This is a genomic window from Candidatus Falkowbacteria bacterium (assembly GCA_016699775.1).
Lineage (GTDB): Bacteria > Patescibacteriota > Patescibacteriia > Patescibacteriales > Patescibacteriaceae > Patescibacterium > Patescibacterium danicum.
In genome coordinates this window covers 627,469-653,524 of the sequence record CP065010.1, presented here as the reverse complement: position 1 = coordinate 653,524, position 26,056 = coordinate 627,469, and the positions used below count along the sequence as shown (strand labels likewise).

27 protein-coding genes, 5 tRNA genes and 1 pseudogene are annotated in these 26,056 nt (G+C 35.1%); 27 read left to right on the top strand and 6 right to left on the bottom strand.

Annotated elements, in window-relative coordinates:
- Window positions 1-22: 22 nt before the first annotated feature.
- A complete protein-coding gene (locus IPN41_03400) occupies window positions 23-595 on the top strand; it encodes a hypothetical protein (protein QQS60143.1) in 573 nt (190 codons plus the stop codon).
- Between the two features lie 131 nt (window positions 596-726).
- Complete coding sequence (locus tag IPN41_03395) at window positions 727-1,473, top strand: ComF family protein (protein ID QQS60142.1); 747 nt, start codon at window positions 727-729, stop codon at window positions 1,471-1,473.
- 3 nt (window positions 1,474-1,476) lie between these two features.
- Here the strand turns inward: IPN41_03395 and IPN41_03390 are convergent, their stop codons facing one another.
- Both IPN41_03390 and IPN41_03385 read right to left on the bottom strand, forming a co-directional pair.
- Entirely contained in the window at window positions 1,477-2,298 is an 822-nt protein-coding gene (locus tag IPN41_03390) for an A/G-specific adenine glycosylase (GenBank protein ID QQS60141.1), read from the bottom strand.
- 57 nt (window positions 2,299-2,355) lie between these two features.
- Window positions 2,356-2,886, bottom strand: coding sequence for a hypothetical protein (locus tag IPN41_03385; GenBank protein QQS60140.1), 531 nt, complete (start codon window positions 2,884-2,886; stop codon window positions 2,356-2,358).
- Between the two features lie 123 nt (window positions 2,887-3,009).
- On the opposite strand from IPN41_03385, the gene IPN41_03380 reads away from it, so the two are divergent.
- The 8 genes from IPN41_03380 (at window position 3,010) to IPN41_03345 (ending at window position 7,428) form a co-directional block, all read left to right on the top strand.
- Window positions 3,010-3,096, top strand: a tRNA-Ser gene (locus tag IPN41_03380).
- A 161-nt stretch (window positions 3,097-3,257) separates the two neighbouring features.
- On the top strand, window positions 3,258-3,656 hold the full coding sequence (locus IPN41_03375) for a type II toxin-antitoxin system PemK/MazF family toxin (GenBank protein ID QQS60139.1): 399 nt from the start codon (window positions 3,258-3,260) through the stop codon (window positions 3,654-3,656).
- 143 nt (window positions 3,657-3,799) lie between these two features.
- Window positions 3,800-3,889: transfer RNA gene (locus IPN41_03370), tRNA-Ser, on the top strand.
- 99 nt (window positions 3,890-3,988) lie between these two features.
- The gene (locus tag IPN41_03365; protein ID QQS60138.1) at window positions 3,989-4,651 is read left to right on the top strand and encodes a nucleotidyltransferase domain-containing protein; all 663 of its coding nucleotides are present in this window, start codon (window positions 3,989-3,991) and stop codon (window positions 4,649-4,651) included.
- A gap of 306 nt (window positions 4,652-4,957) precedes the next feature.
- Window positions 4,958-5,881: a hypothetical protein gene (locus IPN41_03360; GenBank protein QQS60137.1), complete on the top strand. Its 924-nt coding sequence runs from the start codon at window positions 4,958-4,960 to the stop codon at window positions 5,879-5,881.
- 64 nt (window positions 5,882-5,945) lie between these two features.
- Window positions 5,946-6,287 carry an aspartate 1-decarboxylase gene (locus IPN41_03355; GenBank protein QQS60136.1) on the top strand — a complete coding sequence of 114 codons (342 nt, stop codon included), beginning with the start codon at window positions 5,946-5,948 and terminating at the stop codon, window positions 6,285-6,287.
- The gene (locus IPN41_03350) at window positions 6,284-6,883 is read left to right on the top strand and encodes a hypothetical protein (GenBank protein QQS60135.1); all 600 of its coding nucleotides are present in this window, start codon (window positions 6,284-6,286) and stop codon (window positions 6,881-6,883) included. The genes IPN41_03355 and IPN41_03350 overlap by 4 nt, the downstream gene beginning before the upstream one ends.
- A gap of 182 nt (window positions 6,884-7,065) precedes the next feature.
- A complete protein-coding gene (locus IPN41_03345) occupies window positions 7,066-7,428 on the top strand; it encodes a hypothetical protein (GenBank protein ID QQS60134.1) in 363 nt (120 codons plus the stop codon).
- 161 nt (window positions 7,429-7,589) lie between these two features.
- Here the strand turns inward: IPN41_03345 and IPN41_03340 are convergent.
- The 4 genes and pseudogenes from IPN41_03340 to IPN41_03325 all read right to left on the bottom strand — a co-directional run bounded on the left by IPN41_03340 (window position 7,590) and on the right by IPN41_03325 (window position 9,597).
- Window positions 7,590-8,024 (bottom strand): annotated as a pseudogene (locus IPN41_03340) (SRPBCC domain-containing protein).
- A gap of 9 nt (window positions 8,025-8,033) precedes the next feature.
- Window positions 8,034-8,609 carry a hypothetical protein gene (locus IPN41_03335; GenBank protein QQS60133.1) on the bottom strand — a complete coding sequence of 192 codons (576 nt, stop codon included), beginning with the start codon at window positions 8,607-8,609 and terminating at the stop codon, window positions 8,034-8,036.
- A gap of 22 nt (window positions 8,610-8,631) precedes the next feature.
- The gene (locus tag IPN41_03330; GenBank protein QQS60132.1) at window positions 8,632-8,778 is read right to left on the bottom strand and encodes a helix-turn-helix transcriptional regulator; all 147 of its coding nucleotides are present in this window, start codon (window positions 8,776-8,778) and stop codon (window positions 8,632-8,634) included.
- A gap of 51 nt (window positions 8,779-8,829) precedes the next feature.
- Window positions 8,830-9,597: a DNA alkylation repair protein gene (locus tag IPN41_03325; GenBank protein ID QQS60131.1), complete on the bottom strand. Its 768-nt coding sequence runs from the start codon at window positions 9,595-9,597 to the stop codon at window positions 8,830-8,832.
- 395 nt (window positions 9,598-9,992) lie between these two features.
- Here IPN41_03325 and IPN41_03320 point away from each other — a divergent pair, with 395 nt between their 5' ends.
- The 17 genes from IPN41_03320 (at window position 9,993) to IPN41_03240 (ending at window position 26,032) form a co-directional block, all read left to right on the top strand.
- Complete coding sequence (locus tag IPN41_03320; protein QQS60130.1) at window positions 9,993-10,493, top strand: hypothetical protein; 501 nt, start codon at window positions 9,993-9,995, stop codon at window positions 10,491-10,493.
- Window positions 10,494-10,535: 42 nt separating this feature from the next.
- Entirely contained in the window at window positions 10,536-10,631 is a 96-nt protein-coding gene (locus tag IPN41_03315; GenBank protein ID QQS60129.1) for a hypothetical protein, read from the top strand.
- 12 nt (window positions 10,632-10,643) lie between these two features.
- The gene (locus IPN41_03310) at window positions 10,644-11,300 is read left to right on the top strand and encodes a hypothetical protein (GenBank protein ID QQS60128.1); all 657 of its coding nucleotides are present in this window, start codon (window positions 10,644-10,646) and stop codon (window positions 11,298-11,300) included.
- A gap of 15 nt (window positions 11,301-11,315) precedes the next feature.
- Window positions 11,316-11,756 carry an NUDIX hydrolase gene (locus IPN41_03305; GenBank protein QQS60127.1) on the top strand — a complete coding sequence of 147 codons (441 nt, stop codon included), beginning with the start codon at window positions 11,316-11,318 and terminating at the stop codon, window positions 11,754-11,756.
- A 14-nt stretch (window positions 11,757-11,770) separates the two neighbouring features.
- Window positions 11,771-12,199 (top strand): NUDIX domain-containing protein, encoded by a 429-nt coding sequence (locus IPN41_03300; GenBank protein QQS60126.1) that lies wholly within the window; start codon window positions 11,771-11,773, stop codon window positions 12,197-12,199.
- 29 nt (window positions 12,200-12,228) lie between these two features.
- Window positions 12,229-14,076 (top strand): DUF2207 domain-containing protein, encoded by a 1,848-nt coding sequence (locus IPN41_03295; protein ID QQS60125.1) that lies wholly within the window; start codon window positions 12,229-12,231, stop codon window positions 14,074-14,076.
- A gap of 45 nt (window positions 14,077-14,121) precedes the next feature.
- Window positions 14,122-14,640 carry a methyltransferase domain-containing protein gene (locus IPN41_03290; GenBank protein ID QQS60124.1) on the top strand — a complete coding sequence of 173 codons (519 nt, stop codon included), beginning with the start codon at window positions 14,122-14,124 and terminating at the stop codon, window positions 14,638-14,640.
- Between the two features lie 39 nt (window positions 14,641-14,679).
- A tRNA-Arg gene (locus IPN41_03285) sits at window positions 14,680-14,751 on the top strand.
- Window positions 14,752-14,949: 198 nt separating this feature from the next.
- Window positions 14,950-17,031, top strand: a complete 2,082-nt coding sequence (recG, locus tag IPN41_03280; GenBank protein ID QQS60123.1) for an ATP-dependent DNA helicase RecG — start codon at window positions 14,950-14,952, stop codon at window positions 17,029-17,031.
- 377 nt (window positions 17,032-17,408) lie between these two features.
- Window positions 17,409-18,578 carry a hypothetical protein gene (locus IPN41_03275; GenBank protein ID QQS60122.1) on the top strand — a complete coding sequence of 390 codons (1,170 nt, stop codon included), beginning with the start codon at window positions 17,409-17,411 and terminating at the stop codon, window positions 18,576-18,578.
- A 14-nt stretch (window positions 18,579-18,592) separates the two neighbouring features.
- Complete coding sequence (locus IPN41_03270) at window positions 18,593-19,459, top strand: hypothetical protein (GenBank protein QQS60121.1); 867 nt, start codon at window positions 18,593-18,595, stop codon at window positions 19,457-19,459.
- Window positions 19,460-19,555: 96 nt separating this feature from the next.
- Window positions 19,556-19,951 carry a hypothetical protein gene (locus tag IPN41_03265; protein QQS60120.1) on the top strand — a complete coding sequence of 132 codons (396 nt, stop codon included), beginning with the start codon at window positions 19,556-19,558 and terminating at the stop codon, window positions 19,949-19,951.
- 269 nt (window positions 19,952-20,220) lie between these two features.
- Window positions 20,221-20,293: transfer RNA gene (locus tag IPN41_03260), tRNA-Lys, on the top strand.
- 116 nt (window positions 20,294-20,409) lie between these two features.
- Window positions 20,410-20,769 carry a hypothetical protein gene (locus IPN41_03255; GenBank protein ID QQS60119.1) on the top strand — a complete coding sequence of 120 codons (360 nt, stop codon included), beginning with the start codon at window positions 20,410-20,412 and terminating at the stop codon, window positions 20,767-20,769.
- A 17-nt stretch (window positions 20,770-20,786) separates the two neighbouring features.
- Entirely contained in the window at window positions 20,787-21,203 is a 417-nt protein-coding gene (locus IPN41_03250) for a hypothetical protein (GenBank protein ID QQS60118.1), read from the top strand.
- A gap of 1,347 nt (window positions 21,204-22,550) precedes the next feature.
- Window positions 22,551-22,626: transfer RNA gene (locus tag IPN41_03245), tRNA-Thr, on the top strand.
- A gap of 193 nt (window positions 22,627-22,819) precedes the next feature.
- The gene (locus IPN41_03240) at window positions 22,820-26,032 is read left to right on the top strand and encodes a peptidoglycan-binding protein (GenBank protein ID QQS60117.1); all 3,213 of its coding nucleotides are present in this window, start codon (window positions 22,820-22,822) and stop codon (window positions 26,030-26,032) included.
- Window positions 26,033-26,056: the final 24 nt, after the last annotated feature.

The window sequence follows — 26,056 nt, the reverse complement described above, 5'->3', positions numbered from 1 at the left end:
TTGAATATAATACAATATCTATATGAGTAAAAAATTAATTGCCCTTATTGTCAGTGGATTATTGGTAATTGCCCTAATTATCTATTTTATTTTTATTTATGATTTTAATAAATCCGATACACCGGGTGATGACAATCAAGTAAATCAAGAGGCTCCAGCGGTTATAAAAGACACAACCCCATTAGAGGTTCCACCTCGAGATGCTACAACTCAACTCAAAGATCAAGCAACGAAGTTGGCAATTTCATTCACGGAAAGATATGGTTCTTCGTCGTCACAATCTGATTTTAGCAATTTAAGTGATTTGGAGTTGTTTATGACTCCTGAATTGCAAGCTGCCACCAAACAATTTGTTATTTCAGAACAAGCAAAACCAGTAACCACGTTAGATTATTCTGGTGTCACAACAAAGGCGATTGTGCCGACATTTACTTCATATGATGCTGAGGCTGGGACTGCAGTCATCACTGTTTCCACAAAGCGTCAAGAAGAAAATGCAAGCGGTGAAGTTAAAACTTATAATCAGAATCTTTTATTAACAATGAAAAAACTTGATAACGAATGGAAGGTTGATACAGTTGCTTGGGAGAAATAACTTTATTTAGTTAAAAGTTTATAAGGTTTATAATGTTATAAAGTAAATTCAGATTATTCTTTATAACTTTATAACATTATAACTTTTTAACTTTATAACCTTTTAACATTCTAACCTTATAACTAATTACTATGTCTGGAGGGAACATAGAAAATACCTCCACTGGAAAGTTTAATCTTTTCCAGTGGTTTTTGGATTGCCTATTTCCAAAAGAATGTTTGATATGTAAACATGAAGGAGAATACTTCTGTCAGTCTTGCCAAGTTAAAACATTATTTACGTATCCTTTAATTTGTTTCGGTTGTTCAAAAATTAATGTTTCAAGTGGTATATGCCAGGATTGTCAGCCACGCTATGCTTTTGATGGAATTATAATTGCTGCTGATTATGAAGATGAAGTTATTGGTTCATTAATACGAATGTATAAATATCGGTTTGTGAAAAGTTTGGCTTATGATTTATCAAATATATTAAATAAGAAACTGGAAGTTTTTATACAACAGTCTCATCTTGGCTATGCCATTGAGCATGACTTTTTCTCAGCGGTTGTACTAGGTGTTCCATTAAGTCAGCGTCGAGAGCGGTGGCGGGAATTCAATCAAGCTCAGTTGCTGGCAATGCAGGTTGCAGAGTACTGTAATCTTAAATTTAGAAATGATATATTGCAACGCGAACATCGTCCGGCGCAAGCAAAGCTTAACAGCTCTGAGCGACTTCATAATCTCATTGATTCGTTTCAGACAACTACTACTCCGCCTTCATTGGTTATTTTGGTAGATGATGTCGTCACTACTGGTGCGACCTTACACGAAGCAGCCAAAGCTCTTAAGAAAGCCGGGGCGTTGGAAGTTTGGGGGTTAGTGGTTGCTAAAGGCTAGGATTTAAGAGGGGATACTGAAATACTCTTTTTTTCTATACATTTGCTTCAGAAGGAGCCCTTCTTTGACCAGAGCTCTTAGATTCTTTTCAATGCTTTCTTTGTCAGCCTGAAGACTTTCAACAATATTTTCTAGAGGCTGTTTTGAATAGGCAATAATATAGCGTAGGATTTTTGAGCGAAGTTCACGGTTAGATCCAGAAAAAGGGGATTGAGGACTATATTGTTTACTACGACGACTTGGATTTAGATGATTCTTTTTTAGAAAGGCTCCATAGTCCATTAAAGCAAAATACCATTCGCGGGGATTTTTTCTATCCAAGGTTTTTTGGATTAATGGTAGAATTTCTGAGTCAGCAATATTTGTTGTATCTTTAAAAAAGAAATGAATAAAAACTGACCGAATATTTGTTTCAATAACTATACTTGGTTGATTCCAGGCAAAAGCCAGAATATCGCCTGCGGTGGCTGGGCCAACGCCAGGAAGTGAAAGGAGGCTTTCTAAAGAATTAGGAACTTTGCCATTGTATTCTTTCATAATTATTTCGGCAGCTTTTTTTAAAGCTAAGCCGCGACGGTTATAGCCTAAGCCTTGCCATTCTTGTAGTACATCAATTGTTTTGGCGGAGGCTAAATTTGCAACTGAAGGAAAGCGTTTTATAAACGATCTATATTTTTCAACAACCCGAGGAGCTTGAGTTTGCTGAAGCATTATTTCTGAGACCAGAATTTTGTATGGATTGCGTGTTTCTCGCCAAGGAAAAATTCGCCCTTGTTTATTATAATAATCCTTAATAATTTTTTGAAAAGCTTTAACTGAAGGCATGGTTTTTAATATGAAAAAAACGACTAACATGTTCAGCCGTTTTTCCGAATATATAAATTATAGTTTTAACAAACGGGCAATAATTTCTGAGGTTGGTTCATCTGTTCGTTCAAGGTCCTCTGGTAGATATTTGATTAAATGTTCGCGAAGAAACAAGGGGTTAGTGTCGTGAAGGGCGATTGATAGTCGATGTTTGGTAAAAGATTTAAAATCAAAATACAGTTGTTTAAGATCACGAGCTGGCTTATAGACAATTGAGAAATTTTTTATTTCATCATAGTCATAAAAGCGATTACCAACAATAATTCCTTCCGTTGTTAGACTAATAAGAACTGTTTGTGGAGTTCGGGCATCATTGATAATTAACGTGAAACTTCCAATGACGAGAATTATAGCAAAGAGGAAATTATTGGTAGATAGTGCATACACAATCAATCCAATGGCAACTATGGCATAGACAATATACCACCAGGTAGGGCGGTCATGAGTGTGATATTCTGGTGTTTCCCAGGTGGCGAGTTCAATGCCGAGGTGGCCAATTTCTTCTCCTTGATTTTTAGCTTCTTGATTGTTGATAGATTCAGCCATATTATTGACAGTTTAGTCTCTTTCTTGTATCTTTATTATAGCACAGGTTGTCCAAAAACCAAGTAAAGACGCGGAAAATACTGTCCCGCGTTTTATATATTTTTTGGATATTTTGTGAAGTCTGGAGAGATGCCTGAGTGGCTGAAAGGGGCACCCTGCTAAGGTGTTAGACTTTAACGAGTCTCGAGGGTTCGAATCCCTCTCTCTCCGCATTTATGATTTTTCGAGCGTAAGCTCGAGAAATAATAAATGACTGAAAGTAAAGGATGAGAACCCTGGGTTCGTTCTGTCGATTTGGATAAATATTGTAACTAATTTATATTTGATATAATATTTATTTAAATAATCCCTCCTGATATATTTTCAAATATATGGAGGAATATTGGGCAACACTTTTTAATTGGACAAAATTGAAGTTAAAAATTCATAATAAACCAGATGACAACACCGTGTTTTTTCAGGAAAGAGAGATCTGGTGGGTGAGTTTAGGAATTAATATTGGCTCTGAACAAAATGGAAAACATGGCAATTTCGAGAGACCAGTATTGGTTTTAAAAAAATTTAATAAATCTACTCTTTGGATTGTACCCCTAACTAATCAATATAAGGACAGAGAGTATTATTTAAGTTTGATAAATCGTGATATAGTATATTATTTTAATTTATCCCAATTGCGACTTATTAGTAGTAAGCGGTTATTGAGAAAAATTAGTAAATTATCAGAATTAGAGTTTAATAAAGTAAAAGAATCTATAAAAAATCTTTTATAAAAAAATCGATCCCCGCATTTCAGAAAGAAATACGGGGTCTCGGAGACCGAAGTCCTAGTAGTATTACTATATATCTCTTTTAAAATATCGTCAAGAAAAGTGCGAATTAGTGTATAGTGAAAGATAATAATGATTATTAAATTGGAGAGATGCCAGAGTGGTTGAATGGAACAGTCTTGAAAACTGTCAGTCGTGAAAGCGGCTCGAGGGTTCGAATCCCTCTCTCTCCGCCAGTAGTTTTGAAAAATGAGCACTTAAAAATCCTTATTTTACACTACTTTTCTAAAACGAAATTTGGTAAAATAGGTTTACATTGAAGGGATTCGAACTTTATGAATAACGAGACCAAACAATTTCTTGAAGAATTAAAACAACGATCAGACGTGTTGGGTGTTATTCTTTTTGGTTCTTGGGCAAGAGGAAATAATCGGCCAGATAGCGATGTCGATTTAGTTGTCATTTTGACCGAAGGATATAGACGCACTGTCGAATATAAAGATAAGCAAGCATTTGAAATTATTTACACCACAGAAAAATCGGTCGCTGATTTTTGGGAAAGCCATAAGGATGATTGCTACGGCCTATGGGAAGTAGCAAGGATTTTATATGACAAAGACGGAATCATTGAGAGGTTAAAGATAAAAGCGTCAGAAATCATTAAACAAGGGAAAAAGGTAAATGATCCCTATCAAGTTAGACAATATAAATTTAGCTCAGAAGATGAAATTGGATCGGTGGCAAAGCTTACTGATAAAGATTCGGCTACAGCAAATTTAGTCTTATTTAAAACTGTTTATTCGTTGACTGAACTATTCTTTGATTTGAGACAATTGTGGACTCCGGCACCAAAACAGCGAATGGCAAAAATTAAAGAGCTCAGCCCTGAATTTTACTCTTTACTTTTTGATTTTTATAAGGATAAAGTTTCCTCCCAAGAAAGAATTGGACTGGCTCAGAGAATGATATCGCTAGTTTTTCCGCCACAAAACATATAGCAGATTGTAGCGGATTATAGCGGTAAATTAGTAAATTTTTTGTGTGAATTGTGGAATATCAAAATAAGCAGGATTTTCTTTGTATATTAGTCGCAAATTTCGTATAACTTTATCAAGTCTAATAAAGCTTAAGCGATTTGCTGGTTCAAAGTTGCGGAAATCGCCACCGCCAAGACAACTAAGTATCGGAGCAACCCGAGTAGCTACGAGTGAGTGGTGACCCGAGTAGATAAGAAGGAGATAAAGTATGTCTATTTTCTAGGTTATTTTTGCTATATTTGGTTTATCATAAGCATTATTAGAAATATGAAAAATTTTGAACAAACAGATAATGAAATTGAAATTCCCGCAGCTATGAAAGAAAAAATTGATATTTATAAAGTTTATAATAATTTTAAAGATATTGAACCTTTTTATGTTGGTGCTTGTTTGGCTGGCCTGGATACGACAGAGGCTTGGGAAGTTAGGGAATATCTTCTGTCTCATGATCAAAATGGTGATGGCAAAAGAGGAGTAGTTCAGGGTTTAGCCGGGATAAGAACAAATAAGGCTTATCAGCTTAGAAACGAATTGCTGGTCTTTGCGCCAGAAAGCGTGGCCCGAGGTTTGGCCGGCGATGATAGCGAAGAGGCTTGGGCAATAAGGGAAAAATTAAAAAGTAATTATTTAGATAAACCAGGTGTAAAAGAAGGATTGGCCGATAGTTTAGCAGGGTTAAAAAACGAAAGAGCTTGGCAATTAAGAGATGAGCTGAAAGACCAAGTTTTGTTTAATGTGTTTGAAGGTTTAGTTGGAGTCGATGATGAAAAATCTTGGGAATTGAGAAATAAATATCAAGAATTAATGATGCCGTCAGTAGCTAATAGTCTAATTGGATTGTCAGGAAAAAAAGTTGATGTCTTGCGTCAAGAATTTTTTACTAAAGGAGAAGATGGTGATCTAGCTGTATTAATTAGCTACATTGGTGATGATTCGCCCGAGGCCTGGGCTTTAAGAAATAAATTCATTGATGAGAATTCTTTTATAGTAGGAACCAGCTTAGTCGGTATAAAAAATGAAAAAGCGGATAAAATGAGAAATATTTTATTAGAAAAAATTAATACTTTACAGAAAGAAGAAGTAGTTAATAAAGACAAAACAGAAAAAGTTAGAAAAGGACTGTTGCAGGGTTTGAATTCTAATTATATTTTTGAAGCTTTGAAGATGGTTAAAAAATTAAAATTAGTATAGAAAATGAGACACTCCCTATGCCTCTTTAGTACTGTCTCATTTGTTTATGGTAATATAAACGCATATGAGGTTTCTACTTAGATCAAAAATTCATAAAGCAATTGTAACCGAGGCTGATTTATCATATATTGGTAGTATTACAATAGATAAAGATTTAATGGAAAAAGTAGGCCTGTGGCGTGGCGAAAAGGTTTTAGTAGTTAGTAATACGAGTGGCGCAAGACTTGAAACTTATGTAATTGAGGGAAAAAGGGGCACGGGTGTTATCTGTATGAATGGAGCCGCCGCATATTTAATTAAAAAAGAAGAAGAGATAATCATTATGGGGTTTGAACTTGTTGACAAACAAATGGATGCAAAAGTTATATTAGTAGATAAAAAAAATAAATTTGTTAAATTTTTATGATTTTTAATTCTATTGATAAAAACAATTTTGAAAAGGAACATATTAGTGTTGAAATAGCTGGAGAAAATAATATACAAGATATTTTAGAAATTCAGAAAGAAAGATTGTTGTCGGATAAGCAGAATGTTGGTGAGCTTATGGAGAGCGGATTTTTAGTTAATCCTATTTCCGAATCAGATATAATTGAGGCCATAAATAATTCTAATAATTCATATATTTTTGTCGCTAAAAATAAAATTGGTGAGATTGTTGGTTATTCATTATCATATGATTTTTTACATTTTTTAGAAAAACACCCAAAATGGAAAAAAGAAGTTGGTGATCTTTCAATTGATTTAGAAAAGGAAAAAGTTGTTTACGGAAAACACTTAGCTTCAAGAGGAAATATTTCTGGCGTAGGAACCGCTATAAATAACAATTTATTTAAATTCTCAAAAGATAAAGGCTATACGCTATATATAGGAGAAATCTGTGAAGGGCCAATTAAAAATTCTCGCTCAGCTGATTTTCATACTAATAATTTTGGTCTAAATAAAGTTGGAGCGTATAAAGATACTAATCAATATGATTGGGGAATTTATGCAAAAAAATTATAGCTTTTGAAATTATTTAGTTTTTCAGCAATAGTCATTCCATCTTCGTCCAATACACACCGCCAGTGTCTCGCTGAAGCTCGACTTCGTCGTTCAGAATTCGCAAGAAGACAAGTATTAGCGGGGAGTAAGTATAATAAGTATTAAGAATAAAAAAGAAATTATTGATTTTTTTTTGATCTTGTATGACTTTGAGAAAAAAGATCACTGGCTGGAGCATGACGATTATTGGATTTATATTATCTCCTCTATCTTGGTGGAATGATGTTATAATTAATATTCCATTAGCCTACTTATTTGCTCTGCCTTTTGGCTGGATACATAAAAAATTATTTATTCCCGCACTAATTATTGGCTACTGGTTAACAAATATCATTGGCATTATCTTAATGCACCAGGGGATTCGTCATTTAATGACTGAAACAAAACAAAAAAGCTTTAAAGTAGAATTGATTAAAACTGGTATTATTTCTTTAGTATATACAGGATTTATTATTCTTTGCATAAAGATGGGATGGCTAAAGTTTTTACCGGAGTATACACAGTAGTCTGTTCTTTGATGTAATAGCAATGGAGGGATGCCCGAGTGGCTCAAGGGGAAGCCTTGCTAAGGCGCTAGACTTTATATAATATTCTTTGCATTCTGCTCATTTTGTTGTAATTGTTATAGGAAAAAATTTTTTATATTTTCGATTATATCAAAATAATATTATTTTTCTGCTTCAACTTTTAAATCCTCTGCGTATGCATCAAATGATTCATCAAAAGATGGAATCATTTTTGAAAACAATGGAAAAAAAGGCCCGCTAATTTTCTCAGCCATAGTAAACAAGGTTCCACTTCCTTCTTGTGTAAGTGAATACACTCTGGTACCCATCACGTCCCCCCACACAAGCTTCTTTGGTGGTTCAAAAGTCTTTACCACAAGCTTAAATGTTCTTTTTGGATCCAGTTTAGAAATAAGTCTTACCTGCCCGCCTGCTTTTATCTCACCTTCAATAGATACGAGTGTACTATTTCAATTTTTATACCCTTGTACATTGGTGAGTATGCCCCAAACCTTCTCTGGTGAAGCATTAATCAATACCGAAATAGACGTTTCTGTACTAAATATTTTTTTAATAGTATGTGCTTTTTGATTCATAAGTTTATTCTATTTAATATTCATTATTTTCCTATAACTTAAACTAATCAATTGAACCACGACGAGTGTGGTACCAATAAGCGACCATGAAAGTTTCCACACGGTAAATGACGACGCTATATAAGCAAGAGTGGGAGTAAATCCTGTGGGGTTTGAAAGCATAGTCAAAGTAGTTAAATTTTCCCAAATATCAGCAGTTGCGAGGAGTGGACCCCAAAAACACATCCCCACTGCAAAGGTATACCACCTACTCCCCTTGGTGTTGAGTTTTACAATGAGTAGTTGTGTGAAAAATATAGTAGCCATCAGGCCAAAAATGAAAATGAAATCTATATATTGAGTTTTGATGTATATATTAAGCGTGTCGTTTGCAACGAGAAACTGATACCATTCGGCAACCTTCTCAGGACTAAACGCCAACTGACCGGCAAAGAGCCGTACAGGGTACCTCGAGAGTTCATAGTATGTGTTAGCAGAGAGGAGACCGCCCACAAGGATGGCAATTGATGCCACGAGCGCAGTCATAACTCGCGCATATGACATGTGTTCCGCTAGAGATGAAATTGTATTGTATACTTTTTTCATATTTTATTTATATAAAATTATATCATTTTACAAGTTTATCTACACTCACCCCAAGCACCTTGGCGATTTTGTCCATTGTACTAATTGTAAGATTTTGTTTGCCATTCTCGACATTACTAATATATGTCCGGTTTAATCCTAGCTCTCGGAAAATATCGCTTTGCGACATATTTTTTTTATATTCTCGACAAATTTTTGTGCTGTGGTTATTGTCATAGGTTTATCGCTGTGCATGTTTAAGTATCCATTTAGTGTGTTGGTTTTTTGATTTTGACCAGTCGGAAATTAACTTCTTTGCTTCTTTTGGATTTATCTTTACCCAGTCACGAACGTGATTGGCAACTGACTTTTTTACAAACTTCACTTCGTCCTCTTTGAGAATCTCTAGAATTTCAAAAATCGGTTTTGGATTATCGTTCCATACGTCGAGCTTTGGTGCCCACGGAAGCTTTGGGCGTAAACCTTCTGAGGCAAGGCGACGTAAGTGAAAATTTTTACTCTTTGCCCACTTAGTACATACTGCGAGCGTCTTAGTGGGGTACTTGCGAGCAAAAGGGCGGATGGCATATTCACCAGTATTTCTTTTAGTAATTTCTTCAATCGCTTTTATTGACTCAGTAAAATTATCTAGTCCGTATTTCTCGACAAATTTACCAACCGGCATGAGCCAGTAGAAGTTAGTAAACATTCCTGTTTCTTCCTCGTTCTCTGGTCCAAGTATTTTAATGAGAATGGCGAGGGCATCAGTGTATTTTTCTGGTAGATATTGTTTTAGTAAATCGGCAATCACTTCTATTCTTTGGGTGTAGCTTTTATCAATAACTTCTTTCTTAGTATCTTGAATAAAGCTTTTTGAATCAAATTTTTTATGTACTGTTGATATCTTCTCCGCAAGCAAAATCGCCAAATTCTCACCGAATGCTTCCGTGATAGATATTCTACCAGTATCGGGATTTATGAAATTATTTTTTGTAGTGGTTTTTGTCATATTGTGTAAAAACTTATCGACATTGATTATTATATCATTCTATTGTGTTTTGGCTCAATGTTAAGTTATAATGCGAATGTGAAAAACGGTATTTTTATGAAGTATCTTTTGTTAAAATCTTGCGGATTTTTTTCGAAATACATTCGAACTTCGTCCAATACACAACTTTGTCTCGCTGAACTTCAACTTTAAGGGGCAGTCCGCAAGAAGTCGGCCACTATTGGGAATTATTAATTTCTAACTGTAGAATAATAAAGGAATAGAACCTTGGTTCGTTCTGGCGAGAATAGTGATCGAAGTAAAATTAGTTTTGACTTCCGAATTCTTTGGCAACTTGAACAACTGAAATGTTTTTATTCTTGATGCGGTTAATGATTTGTACCGGAGTTTAAATTATGACACCTGAAACTAACGAAAAAAGTAATATTCATCTTATTAATGTTCCCAGCGAAAATGTTGAGGATATTTTTCGTGTTGCGATTAATTCCCTTAATATGGCTAAGAATTTGCTTAAATACACTGGCCGTGTTGAAATAGTCATAATTCAGGCACAAGATTTTTTTGTTATTCCTGAACTGGGAATAGCCGGAAGTGCTATTGGAAAATCATGTATTGAAATTAAAATTGATTTTTCTAGAAAAGATTTAAACAAGATTATTGAGGTAGAAATTCCGGCAACTATATATCACGAACTCTCTCATCTGGTTCGAGAAAATAGACTTGAATGCAGAAACACTCTTCTTGAGTCAATAGTTTCCGAAGGTATAGCTTGTTATATTGAGAAATCAGTTTTTTCACGGGAAATTCCTTACATCCGTCCAATCAAAGACGAAGATAGTTATTGGTCTACTGCACAAGAATTTTTTGATGGTTTGGACTATAATCATACAATTTAGTTTTTTGGTAGTGGTTTATTACCAAAATGGATAGGCTATCGTTTGGGGTATATATTAGTTGAGAAGTATATGCAAAAAAATAATATAGCTTTATCGAAATTGTGTATTATGCCATCTAAAGAATTTTTCTATACCTAAAACATAATGTTTATGACAATTGAAAATCTACAAAAAACAAATCTTCCGAATCGAGATAAATCACGTGAGATGATTGAAAAAGAAATTCAAGAAAAATTGAAGCTCTATCATACAACGACTAAAGAGAAGTGGGAAAAGATACAAGAAGTAGGAGCAATCCTTAGTGAACGAGAGTTAGTAAAACGAGGCTTAATAACTACAACTCAGCTTGATGATTTTGAAACAACTAGTACGGGTCATATGGATAGAGAGGAAAATCGAGACGATTATGTTTTTGCTAGCCATCAAAAAGAAAATTATGGCGACGTTACCCTGGAGATTGATTTAGAGGCGCTTAATATTCCCGAAGCTAAAGTTTCTACTGCTGGTGAATGGTTGATGTTTGCTGATACTGAAGAAGCAAAACAGTATTATCAGGATCAAGAAATTCCAGCCTCACAATTTATTTCTTATCTTACTGAATTTTTACAAACCCTCCCAGACACTGAATGGTTTTGGGAAATAAAGAATAAGGAAGTACGAGATTTTTTTGGTCAGGCTATGAAAGACAGAGCATATAACAATAATGATGAAAAATTCAGAGCCTACTGGAAACTTCACCCTGAAATTTTATTTCCTAAAGAATTGCCTTTAAAGTATATTAAGCAGGCTATAATTGATGAACAGTAGAATATATCGTATTATATGAACATGAATAATTATCTCAATAAGCTAGGAGATGGTATAACTTGCCCGATTGCATTAATTATGAAAGATGGTAAGTTTCTGGTTGGATATCGCAATTATACCCCTGATAAGTGGAAAAAAATTTCAGTTTGGACAATTCCAGGAGGTAGATCAGATTTAGGAGAAACTATTGAGGAAACCCTACGTCGAGAAGTTGCCGAAGAGGTAAATATTACCGATCTGAAAATTTTGGATTTTATTGGTGAGGCCCCGGGAGCCAAGGAAGGCGATGTGGTTTTGGTATTCTACTGTACAACAAAGCAAGATGCTTTGCTAATGGAACCGGAAAAGTTTTCTGAGTGGCGTTGGGTTTCATTAAAAGAATACGAAGAAATATATATTAGTTTTAATCCCGAGGTTAGAGAAATGATTATTAACTATCTTACGAAGCTTCAATAATATTAATAATATTTATGTCTTTGAATCAAGAGCAACAAATAAGAGTCGGAATTGGTGTAATGATATTTAAAGACGGAAAAGTATTATTGGGAAAAAGAAAAAGCTCACATGGAGCAGGTGAATATGCTTGGCCTGGTGGACATCTTGAGTATATGGAATCATTTGAGGATTGTGCCAAACGTGAAGTTCAAGAAGAAACAGGTATGGAAATTAATAATATTCGCTTTCTTCGTCTTTTAAATTTAAAAGACTATGCACCAAAACATTATGTTGACATTGGTTTAATCGCCGATTGGAAGAGTGGTGAGCCAGAAATTATGGAGCCAGACAAAATTGAGGAATGGGGATGGTATGAAATAGATAATCTTCCTAGTCCATTGTTTAGCGCACTTCCAACCTATTTTGAGGCATTACAAACAGGCAGAAATTATTGGGATGGGTAATATTTTACAGTGCTCATAGTAACCTACATATGAAAAAACTTTTTTTCGTGTTAATTTCTATTATTTTTCTATTTCCGTTCTCGCAGGTTCAGGCCGAGGGAGGTTATACTGTCGATAGTTTTGACAGTGCTATTAAGATTCAACAGGATGGTAGCGTTGAAGTAACCGAAATTATTGATGTAGCATTTTTTGAAGAATCTCATGGAATTTATCGATATATACCAATAGTTTATAAGCAAGAAAATGGCGATAAACAATATACTGAGATAGATGTTAAATTTGTTAGTGATGGTGAAAAAAATGTTGAGTATACTACAATCTATCCTCAGGGCAAGGTTGAGATAAAAATTGGTGATCCGGAAACGTTAATCTCTGGGAAAAAAAGATATATTATTAATTATACTGTGCGAGGAGTTATAAAAGCATATTCGAATTATGATGAATTATATTGGAATGTTACAGGTAATGATTGGGATGTTTCAATGGCTTCTGTTCAAGCAGTAGTTTCAATTACATCTGGAGGGTTTAACCAAACTGCTTGCTATTTTGGACCACGTGGTTCAAAAGAGACTTGTGTAGAAGATAGGGGCAATGGGGAAATTCTATATTCTAGCCCGCGGTATTTGGCGCCTAATGAAGGATTAACGATTGCTGTTGGATTTCCAAAAGATACCGTACCACTTATTACAATACCTAAACCCTTAACCATTGATCAGCCACAAGTACAAAAAGCAGTATTATTTAGTTTTTTACTAACCTTTATCCCTGCTTTAATATTTTTAATTAGACTCTGGTGGCGTAATGGTCGTGATAGTTATTATAACCGCAAAAGTTTACATGATCCTGACCAACAAGAAGTAACAATGCCATTATTTGGTGCTCATGAACCAATTGGGGTAGAGTATGAGCCGCCTCTGAATTTACGACCGGCTGAAATCGCTGTTTTAGTTGATGAAAAATCAGAAGCACGAGATATTAGTGCGACGATTGTTGATCTAGCAATTAAAGGCTATCTGACTATTACTGATAGAAATAAAGATACTAAAGTTTCCGAGCCAGATTATCAACTTGATCGTCTCGAGAAGTCTACAGATGATTTATTGCCTTATGAAAAATTAATTTTGGAATCATTATTTTCTGAAGATAAAACTATTAGATTATCAGAGTTACCTCAGATGCCACCGGTAGGCTTGCCCGCTTTGTTATATGAACTTTCCACGTCGAAGCGAAAAGATTTTCTGGCTCAAATTTCAGCCATAAAAAAAAGTATCTATGCTTCAGTTACTGAGAAAAAATTGTTTTTTGCTAATCCAGATTCAATAAGAAAACAATATTTGGTATCCGCCGGCACATTGACAATTATCTTTGGTGGACTTTGTATTATTTTGTTTGGAATGTTTCTTTCCTCTCTTGGACATAGTATGGTTTATTGGATAAGTTTGGGCTTTTCTCTTGGAGCTGTTTTATCTATTATCATACTGGCTTGTTTATCATCATATATGCCAAAGCGCACTGCCTATGGACGTGAAATATATCGTCAAGCACTGGGTTATAAACTATTTGTTAGTGGTACAGAAAAATATCGACAACCATTTTTTGAAAAAGAAAATATTTTTATGCAAGTGTTGCCATATGCTATGGTTTTTGGAGTGACTGATAGATTGGTTAACGCTATGAAAGAAATGCATATTCAACCAACTATTGGTTCGTGGTATATTGGTACAGCTATGTTTAATGTAGATTCATTTACTCAAGGTATTACAAGCTTCTCTTCTGAGGTATCAAGAAGCATTGCAACTATATCAAGCGGGTCTGGTTCTAGGGGTGGAGGATTTTCTGGTGGTGGTTTTGGCGGAGGAGGGGGAGGACGTTGGTAAGAATTTTATTTGTTAGTTATATATTAAATATAAACATATCATAGTATGATCGCTGCCTCTCTTTTTTTAGAAAAATTTCTTCAGAATTATCGTTTTAAAATGGTAAAACCATATTTGGTTGGTGATGTCATGGATTTTGGTGGTAATAAGGGTGAGCTAAAAAAATATGTGAGTGGAACATATCTGCTTGTAAACTATGATCATTCAATAATGGACAAAACTAGTTGCGATACGATTATCGCTTTAGCCGTGGTTGAACATATTGAAATGGATGAAGTATTTAAAATTTTTAATACATTTAAAACCATTCTCAGGCCAGGTGGTAGAATATTCTTAACTACCCCAACACCTTTGGCCAAACCCATTCTGGAATTATTAGCTCGAGTTGGTTTTCTGGAAAAAGATAATATTGCTGAACATAAACATTATTGGACCAAAGCCGAGATTACTAAATTGGCAGTTCTGAATAAATTTAGTGTAAAGCGCTATAGTAAATTCCAGCTTGGCTGTAATCAATTAGCTGTTTTTGAACATAGCAGAGACCCGGTGACAAATTTTATATAGTATGATATAGTCATCTTGTCTTATTTATATTAGGCATTCGTCTCCGTCGTTCAATGGATAGGACATGAGATTGCGGATCTTAAAATGTAGGTTCGATTCCTACCGGAGACACAAATACCAGTAAAAGGTTTTAAAGTTAAAAGTTATAAAGTAGTATTTATTACTGTCATTCCTGCGTCTGCGGGGTCTGGTGCAAAAAAGAGAAGACGTGAATTTGCGTACAATATTAAACTCAAAACCCTCTGACTATTCTTCAGGGGTTTTTGATTTTTCTGACCGTATTCTGTATCGTTATCTATATATAACTCTATGGACATTTCAACGTCTCTAACAGAATTAAAGCGAGTGGGGACAGTGACGGCCTCAAATTTGCGACGTCTGGATTTACAGACTGTGGCTGACTTATTATATTATTTTCCCTTTCGCTATGATGATTTACGAGAGACAGTAAAGATTGCTGATTTAGAGGTAGGACAAACAGTTACTGTTACTGGGCAACTAGAATTAATCCAAAATAAACGAAGCCCACGTCGACGGATGAACATTACCGAAGCCTTGATCAGTGATGGCACTGAAATGCTCCGAGTGATTTGGTTTAATCAACCGTTTTTGACAAGGTCACTGCGAGTTGGTGATCATTTGTCGTTAGCCGGTCGCGTGACAGAAGATTTTACCGGATTAGTGATGACGTCACCAGTGTATGAAAAAGTTTCTAGTGGAAAGGCGATTCATACGCAGGGGATTATTCCGATGTATCATTTGACCTCATCAATTAGTCAAAAACAATTACGTTCAGCCATAGCTCAGATTGTCGTTCTAGCCGATTCAGTTTTAGATTGGGTACCTGAAGCAGTGATACAGAAGTATAAATTAGAGAGCCTGGCTTTAGCTATTCGAAATATTCATTTTCCAAAAAGTGTTGAAGACTTGAAATCAGCTAAAGATCGTCTGGGATTTAATGAATTATTTCTATTACAACTGCGGGCGCAAAAACAGCGTCAGGAATTTCTAAGTTTAATCGCTCCGGAAGTTATTTTTAATGAGGAAGCAACTAAGACATTTGTTCAGGGTATATCTTTTGATTTAACAACTGATCAGAAAAAAAGTGCCTGGGAGATTATTCAAGATATGGGAAAAACTAAACCAATGTTGCGATTGCTTCAAGGTGATGTTGGTTCTGGAAAAACTATTGTGGCCAGTCTTGCAGCTTACAATGCTGCTTTAAACAGTCAGCAAACAGCTTTAATGGTTCCAACGGAGATTTTGGCCTTTCAGCATTTTAAAACCTTGACCGAAACAATTTTCAAAGATTGTAATTTTGCAATCGCTCTCTTCACTCGTAGTTATCAGCTCATAAAATTACCAGGGGAAGAAACAGCCAAAATTCCCAAAAAAGAAATGCTTGCTAGTATTGCTTCTGGTGAAGCAATGGTTATTATCGGCACCCATAGTTTAATACAAGAAGCTGTTAGCTTTAATAATTTAGCGTTGGCGATTATTGATGAGCAGCATCGTTTTGGTGTTGAACAACGTGGACTCTTAACGGCAAAAGTTGCGAAAGGCGAGATGCCTCATCTACTGTCCATGACCGCAACTCCCATTCCACGAAGTTTGGCTTTGGCAATGTATGGTGATTTGGATATTTCTATCATCAAGCAGATGCCGGTGGGACGAAAAAAGATTATTACCAAACTCTCCGGAGAAACTGATCGTGAGAGCACCTATGCTTTTATTGCCAATGAACTTTCCAGTGGTCGTCAGGCCTTTATCGTTTGTCCTTTAATTGAACCCTCAGACAAACTTGGTGTGCGTTCAGTAAATTCTGAATTTAAGCGACTGGATCAGGGAGTTTTTAAAGATTTTACAGTTGGACTATTACATGGTCGATTAAAAGCAGAACAACGAGAACACGTGATGCAAGAGTTTTCTTCTGGGAAAATTCAATTATTAATCGCTACTTCAGTGATTGAAATTGGTGTTGATATTCCAAATGCTACTGTGATGATGATTGAAGATGCTGATCGATTTGGATTGGCACAATTACATCAGTACCGAGGTCGTGTTGGTCGCAGTGTTTATCAATCATATTGTTTTCTTATGACCGAAACTACTGATCCAAAGTCTCAAGAGCGATTATCAGCCCTTTTACATTTTGATAGTGGTTTTGATTTAGCTCGAGCTGACTTGAAGTTTCGTGGACCAGGGGAAGTCTATGGTCTTGAACAAAAAGGTTTTCCAGAATTAAAGATGGCAAATTTTTATGATCTTGAATTAATTAAGAAAGCTCGGGAAGCTGCTTTGGATTTAATTGAAGCAGATGCAACGCTTAAAAATTATCCAGCGGTTCGTAAGCAGCTAGGGGATTGGGAAGAGAGAGCGCATTTGGAATAGCGTTATAGTTATAAGGTTATAATGTTTAAAGGTTTAATGTTGCTGTCATCCCCGTTATTTTTCTGTCATCCCCGCGAAGGCGGGGATCTAGCCCAGATTTATAATATAAATGTCATCCATGATTTTCTTCTGTCATCCCCGCTATTTTAATACGTCATCCCCGCGTAGGCGGGGATCTGAATAAAATTAATATTTCCTATTATTCACGAGATCCCCGACCAAGTCGGGGATGACAGATGTATGTAGTATTTTCTTTATTTATAGGTGGAATTAAATAATATATTTTAAAATATGGCTAATCATAGCCTTATTTTAGCATATAAGCCATGCTATTGACAATATATGACAAAAGTGATATAATTGTATATTACAGAATTTTGGAAAGAAATTTTAAAATTAATCATAAAATAAAAGGAGAAGCTATAATGGCTAAAAACAATCAAAGTACACAAGCCCCTACCACGCCTAAATGGGAAATAAAATTAGACATAGGTAGAATTGATCCAGATTCATCAAATTTTATTATTCCAATTGAGGCAAGAGTAACATTAAATGGCAATGCAGTCCCGTCAATAGATGTTGTTCTTAAAAAAGCTACTGAAATGATAGGAGTAAGCACAACAGATGACATGGGTATTGCAGGATTCACCTATGAGCCAGAATTAAAAGAAGCCGGTAAAAGTATCAACCTAAGAATTTTTCTCAAGGGTAGAGTTGAAGAAAAAAGTTTTAGTGTCAGTTTGGAAAAGCTAAGAAAAACGCCAAGTGTTGACCCGGAACACCTTGATATTAACGGTGTTGTTGATAATGATACTGGAGATGCAATCGTGAACGCTACTGTTACCGATGAGAGGGGTAACGGAGTAGGTGGAAGAAAAGTAACTTTTTTTTGGTTACTAAAGAAGAAGGCCGTAACCACAAACACTGAAGGAATTTGTACTCTAAGTATCCCTGATCAACTATCTCCAGGACAGGAAATAAAAGTGAGTGCAAGAGTTTCAGGTATACGTAAGACTGCTCATATTGAGCTTAAAAGAGAAGCGGAACCAGATACAGAAGCAAAGCGAAAAGCAAGGAGAAATAACAAACTTTGCGGGATCATGTTATTAACATCAGTTGTGTTATGGATTGTCTGTTTTCTAATCGGATTTGGTGATGCTTTAATTAGTAAGCCCGAAGTTCCTTCAAGTAATTGGGAACGATATTTCTGGTTTGGAACATTCATTTTTTCAATAGCATCATTCCTTTATGTACCAGTTGCATTTAGAGAAGAGTGCCTAGAAGCATGGAATATAGTAATGAAAAAGTTGAATAATCCGGCCTCTGATTCAGTCGGAGATCCATTTCTAGAAAGTACGATTGATGACATAAGAAATATTAACACTGCTTCAACAGGTAGCTCTTCATCTATTAAGCAAGATGAACCTACTAAACGGGGTGTTAGTGGGAAGTATGGCCTTGGTACATTATTCAGTATTGATATACTTGCTGAATTTGTGATGGAGTTGTTGCCGAGGATGTTAGTAAAAATTTTTAAACCAAACTAAAAAAAAGAAGAATAATGAAACAATTTTATCAGAGTTTTAAGTCACACATAGTAATTGTAATTTTTGCGATTATCGCTTGTGCGGTAATTGCTCAGTCGTTTAAAGAGAATATCGATGCCTGGTATATAATTATTCCGGTAATACTATTAGGAGTAATTGGGGTCTTATCATATAACTTAAAAAAAAGTTATGGTAAAACCTTTGGAATTACTGGGTTTTTAATTTTTGCAATTATAATTTTGACAGGACAATATGTCTTTTGCAAATATTTCCCGGTTACTACTGATACCATAGTTTCAAATAGAAAGAATAGAGACCTAAATAATTTTGATGACTTCAAGCCCAGTATGGATGCGAAGATACACTTTACAAGGCTACAAAAAGAAAATGATTCTCTGACTAGTCTACAAGTATCATACATGAGACAAGGGGCAGATACCAGTCTTACAAAGAGTATAGGTCAAAGAATTGACAAGAATATTAGTACGATGCTTGATATGGCTAAAGCAATTGAAAAGAATGATAATCTGTACAAAGATATTCAAAATTTTCTTTTCAAGCATGCTAATGAAAAGAAGGAAGAAAGTAATGAGTCTGATAAGCAAGAAAACAATCAGTACTCTGATACAAAAAAAGAAAAGGTTTTCCATCTAAAAAAAGGTGAAAGAAAAACCCTACTTTCGTTTCCGGATGAATCGAAAATTATTTTTGAAAGCTCTGGTGATTTTTCAGTGGTAGAAAGAACCACCTATGACTACCAGCCAACTAAAGAAGATATGATAGGTAAAACGGCCGGAATTAATTCCCACTATTTTAAATGGGGAGGAAAAGCGGTTGTAGTTGCCGAGGATGATATAAGCATCAGGGCATGGATAGAATAATAAATATTGAGTTGAATAATAAGCGCCTGGTAGAAATCTTGCCGGCGCTTTTTTCTTTGTATATTTTTTGATATAATAGAAGTATAAAATAAATATATGGAAATAAAGAGAATTAAAATAATATTAGGAGTCTGCCTATTCATTTTATTAATGCTTCCAGGACTAACTTTTGCTCTACCGGACAGTGATATTCCGGGCGGAAATCCACCTGGTGGTAATGACCCAAATTCAGCTAAAACCGTCTCCCTCACCAACCCTATTGGTAGCAGTGATGTTCCAACGCTTATTGGAAAGATCATTAGCGCTGTATTAGGTGTTATTGGCTCTTTAGCTTTGCTAATGGTTATCTATGGAGGGTTTACCTGGATGTTGGCAGCGGGTAGTAGCGAGAAAATAAAAAAAGGCCGTGATATTATTGTTTGGGCAATACTGGGACTAGTTGTTATCTTTACTTCATACGCCTTGGTCCGCTTTGTTATTACTTCAATCTAATTGCTTTGCGAATAGTTATTTCTCTTGCGATTATCAAAAAATAGGCCTTTTCTTAATCCCTTGATTTTTTCAAGGGATTTCAGTATGATGCAGAAGTGCTTTTTGCCTTGGTGGCGATTTTCTTATAAGCACCTTTGATTAATTGCCACTTTGTATATATGTCCGCTTTTACTGTCGCAGTCTATAGACAGGTAGAAGGCAGTATTATATAAGAGGTTGGGCTTGCTAACAAATATATAATTCTGTATTATAGAGTATAATTTATTTTCGCATCCATAGCTCAGTTGGTAGAGCAGCGCCCTTTTAAGGCGATGGTCGCAGGTTCGAATCCTGCTGGATGCACAATTAAAGAAAAAACTTTTCTTTAAAAGGTATCGATTAAAGTAAAAATTTTACATTAATCTCTACTTTGAACTTTAAAATCAACATAATTTCAAACCAAATCAAATAACAATGTCATGGGATACTACTATGTTTCTATCAAGTTAGTTTGTAATGACGTTTTGTCCTGGAAGCCTTATCCAAATGAGAGACAACTTTTAAAAGCACAAAATCAGGAGGAGGCTTTTTCAGAAGCTATTAGTCTTTATGAAGATAATAAGGCTAATAACTTTTTATTTTCTCAAGATATCTTTAGCTGTTATTGTGAAAGTGATAAGATATCTGATGAAAATATCCAAAAACTAAAACAACAACTGCAAAAAGAATATCCGCAAGAAATAAATATCTTGGAGTTACACGAGATTAAATTTCTTTTTAGGAATCTGGAAACTGGTAAAATTGAGTCACGCACTTCACCACAATTTTACATATTATAAACCAAAACAATGAAGCCATGTCAGTTAAATTTTATTTCTTGCCGGATGAACTAGGGATTAGTGATAATGGTCTAACTTGGCAAGTAAATCTTGGAAAAATGATTCTTCTAAAGTCACGTGATCTTGAATCTTCCTTTGAAGAATCTGATCGCATATTCAGAAGTAATAAGGATGAGAACTTTAAATTTGAACAAGAAAATTTTTTGCTGTTTGTTAGTAGAATAGCTACAGAAAGAGTTATGCTACTAAACTCTTTGATCGGAAGACAGTCACATTCTTCTTCAATTTCACCAGTTATTGATTTAATTGATAATGAAAAAAGGCAATTAAAGTTTGGATTATTCATCCAATACCCGGAGAATATAAAAATTCTTGAGTATATATCAGATGATGTATACAAACTACATTCGAGAATGCTGGAAGATTCGGAATAAGAAAAAATTTTCAAAAAAAATAATAGCGGCTTCTAGGAGTCGCTATTTAAATTTAAGTTGTTAGACAAGAAATTAGCTGGCTTTTTTTAATTTTTTACATTCTAACATCATGAATGTATTCTGGATTCGAAATTTTGTGATTTATATTTTTTATCATTAATAATAAATTCAATCAAAAATGCTCCAACTGCCGTAGAATGAAATATTAGTAATGCTAGTAATGCTATATCAACCCAATCATTAGCTGTGATTGGATTATTTAGAATTAGTAACAGATATAGCAACGGAACTAAAAAGCTGCTTATAGAGTAAATATATATTGAAAGTTTTTGGTAGAGCGGAGGTTCTTTTGCTGATGTTATTATGATGTAATAAAAAAAGAGTGAAATAATCAGACAGGCCACCGCTACCAAGCCGTTTGAGACATCATTCCCAGAGTTACTAGAATTTCTGAGTATGATTTTTATAACGTAGGATCCCCCTACAAGGTAACTAGCCACAAAGAGAAAGGTGGTAGTTATTGGAAAGCGAAGAAAGTGTTTCATTATAAACCTCCGTTTAAATTGTTTAGATTGAAATTTTGAATGTTCTAAAAACTACAGTAATCATAAAAAATGTATTTGTCAATTAATTCTACTGATTATTATTATAATACTTTTCTAGACTATTATTCCAGCCATAAAAAATAAAAATCCCCACTAATGTGTCATAACTCAGTGGGGAAACTCTTTTTGGGAGTACATGCTTTCAGTTCTTTCTGAAATTGAAGAGAAGTTTTGAACTAAATGCAATTATGCCCATCACCAGCAGAAATGACATCTTAATGACATTCTGCAATTCAAGAAAATCTAAATTTTTGCTGTGATTGTAATAAGTATATAGCAGGACATTTATCGCTCCTAAAGAAAGATATATTGGTTGGATAATGCTCATAATCTTTATTATCCATTTATCCTCTTTTATGGTTTGATAGGTGGTAATCCCTAGATGAAGAAAATAAACGAAAAACCAGGTTACAAAAATGCCAAGTCCAATTTGTATTACATACGTCATTTTCAAATTAAGCCAGGTATATATTATCGGGAAGAGTACACTCAAACCGAAAGGAAGGCAAACCCCAAAGTTTCCAGTTATTTCTTGCAACATGGATATTTTTTTGTGACTTTTTGCGATCTTGCCTATTTCATTGTTTTTTTTCTCCATGGAAGGTTAATTTTTTGATTTTAGAATAATAATGAGCAAAGCATCACTATAGATGTTTTTTGAGTATCTGTCAACTGCTTTCATTAATAATTATACTTGATTGATTATCTAAAATGGTATATAGTCAAGTGTATTGTGCAATTCGCCACCCTAGCTCAGCTGGTAGAGCAACGGTTTTGTAAACCGTGGGTCATCGGTTCGATCCCGATGGGTGGCTCCATTATCTGGAAGAATATATTCTTCTTTTGGTTTTAGGTTAGAAGGTCAGCAAATTTATTCTAGCGTCAACCACTTCTTTTGCTTGAATTAAACATCAAGAAATTGGTTATTTTGAAGATACTTTTTTAAGTGTATATTTGAAATACCAGAAACTTGGTTGTTTAATGAGAATATGCTATTATTATAGCTATATTATGAGCAAAAAAATTCTACTTCTAGTCTTATTATTTATTATATTTAGTCCATCTTTGAGCAACGCTTCTGCTTATACTTTTAATAGGGAGCTTTCCTATGGTGATTTTGGAGCTGATGTTTCGGCTCTTCAACAAACCTTAAAAGAGGCTGATTTTTTTAATCATGACTCAATTACAGGATATTTTGGCTTGGTGACCAAGGAGGCAGTAAAAAAATTTCAAGTTAGCAAAAAGATTGTAACGAATAGCTTAGAAGATAGTGGTTACGGACGAGTAGGACCGAAAACTCTCAAAGTACTTAACTCGATTAGTAAGCCAACAAGTAATGTAAATACTTCTGAGGTCAAGCCACCTAGTTCTACTAAAGTCAAAGCTTTAGAAAGAGAATTATATATTGGTCTTCGAGGTGAAGATGTAAAAAGTTTGCAATTATTTCTAAAGAATAAGGGATTCTTTACGTATCCAACATTAACTGGATATTTTGGAGAAATAACAAAAAAGGCAGTGATTGCTTTTCAATCTTCACAAAAAATAAAGCAAACTGGTAAAGTAGATCCTGTAACTTTTAAAAAGATTGTCGATCTTTCCGAGGTAGTACCAAAAGAAGTATTAAAGGCTCCAGTCATCTCTGAAGTTACGGCCATCCCAGTCCAAACTGCTGATAAAACTCCTAATTATACTTTTTCAACTGATAGTGCAGGATCAATTATTTATGGAGGTAGCTGTTCAAGCTCAACCACTCTAGTAATTGTTGGTGTAAATACTATTACATTAAATTCATTATCTGATGGTCTATATTCTGGTTGTACAGTGAAAGTTATTGATGCCAAGGGTCTTCAATCAAATATACTTACTATTCCCGCATTTAGAATTAATACTATTGTTCTCCGTAGCGGAGGAAGCACGCCGACAGTAGTTATTGACTCAACTGCCCCAATTATTTCCGAAGTGACGCCAGTTGTAACTCCGGGTAGTGACAATACCCCTTCGTATGTTTTTACATCTGATGAAGCCGGAACGATCACTTACACAGGAAGTTGTACAAGTGTAACTGTTCTAGCGACGGTTGGTTTGAATATTATTGTATTTTCAGCACTAGCTGATGGAACATATAATACCTGTACTTTAAAGGTTACTGATTCTGCAAGCAATATTTCAAATATAATCACAATTTCTTCATTTGTGATTGATACAACTGCGCCAACTATAACTAACATTACTTCTGATAAAACTAATGGTACCTATGGCGATAATGAAGTTATAGATATTGATGTAACATTTTCTGAGGCTATAACTTCAACCGGAAGTATAACGGTAACTTTGGAGACTGGTGATGTTGATTCTAGCTGTACTTTTACGGCAACAAATTCAAGTACTGGGACTTGTAATTACACTGTGCAATTCACTGATAGTTCGGCTGATTTAACAGTTTCATCAATTGCGGGAACAATAGCTGATCAAGCGGGGAATGCAATGACAAATTTTGTTCCGGCAACTAACCTTGCTGCTAATAAAGCTCTAGTTATATCAAATTATTTGGCTGATTTAGTTGTTTCTCCTTTACTCGCATATTCAAATAGAAAATTAAGAAGTGACTATCTTGGTCCAGCCACACAAATTCGTCGATCGTCTGATAATGGATTGTCAGATATTGGATTTAACGCTGGAGATTATGACACAAGTGCTTTCTCTACATTCGTGGGAGGTGGGTCAGGAGCTGTTCGTACCTGGTATGATCAAAGTAATAACGGTGTGAACGCTGTTCAAACAACTAATGGTAGTCAATTACTGGTTGAATTAAATCAGGTTAATAGTAAACCTACTTTGTTAAATGCAGCAGGTAAGGATATGTCGTTCACAAGCCAGACTCTCGGAACAACCTATGATATCTTTGGTGTATTCAATCTAAATAATATAAATAGTGGTTTTCTACTTGGTGGTAATAATGGAGGTACTTGGGCTGATTTGCTTTATTACGATGCCACAACAGTTTCTCATGGTCGCGCAGCTGCTAATGATTTTATTACATACACTATACCCAAGAATTCTTGGTTACTTGCACATATCCGAAGAGTTGATAGCAAGTGGGCCTCACTTTCCATAAATGGCGAAATTGTTGGCTGGTATGATCTTGGGAATAATAACCCCATTAGTTTTAATAGGCTAGTTTCAGAAGACCCATCGTTGAGTGTAGCTACTAAACTTGCAGAACAAATTTACTATACCGGCGGATTAACGGAAGCTCAAGTACAGGCAATTAGTAATAATATTTCTAATTATTACGACATTGATCTTCAATCGTATAGCCCATATGTAACCCCTTATAGTTTAGAATTATTAGATAGTAATACAGAGTTTCCGGCTATGGATGGAGTCTCTCTTCTATCATTTGAGGGTAATCTACGCTTACTAGGTGGTTGGAATACTGGAATTTTTCCTGGATCAGGTAGTACAGATACTGATTGGCAAAGTGCTGATGGTATTACGTGGACACAAAATGCAAATGCATCTTGGTCAGTCCGTCATCATGTAGCTATGGGTGTAAAAGATTCAAAAATGTGGATGTTTGGAGGTGATGCTGACACTTTGAGCAAAGATGTGTGGACATACACAACTGCTGGTGGATGGACACAGCGTACAGCAGATTGGGGTAGTGCCGCTGGTACAAGAGGTTTATATGCTTGGACAATTCATGAAGGATCTTTTTATATTGCTGGTGGCCAATCTGATTTTGGATTAACCCCAACCATGCATACAGATATTCTTCGATATAATGAGATAACTGATCAATTTGAAAAAACAGGAGATCTACCGATTGCAAATTTTTCTGCTGGCGTTATGTACTCATTTAATGGTGATTTGTATATGATGGGCGGTGGTAGGTATTATTCTGGTGGAACTGATAATTATAATCAGACTGTATATAAAAGTATTGATGATGGAGCTAATTGGACGCTTATTGCTACATTACCTAGTGCAATGAGATCAATTTATCCTAATGGTGTAGTCTTTGACAATAAAATGTGGTATTTGATGGGAGGATATTCTTCAGTAAATCAAGAAGGGCTGTATTCTAGTAGTGATGGAATTACTTGGCATAAAGAACAATATCCTGGAGCTAGACATGCTACTGGTATAGTAGTTCACAATGGAGCATTACATATCGTGGCTGGTAATCTTTATAATGATAGCTGGCGCGTTGTTAGCGAGTAGCGATTATTTTCTTATATTTATTTA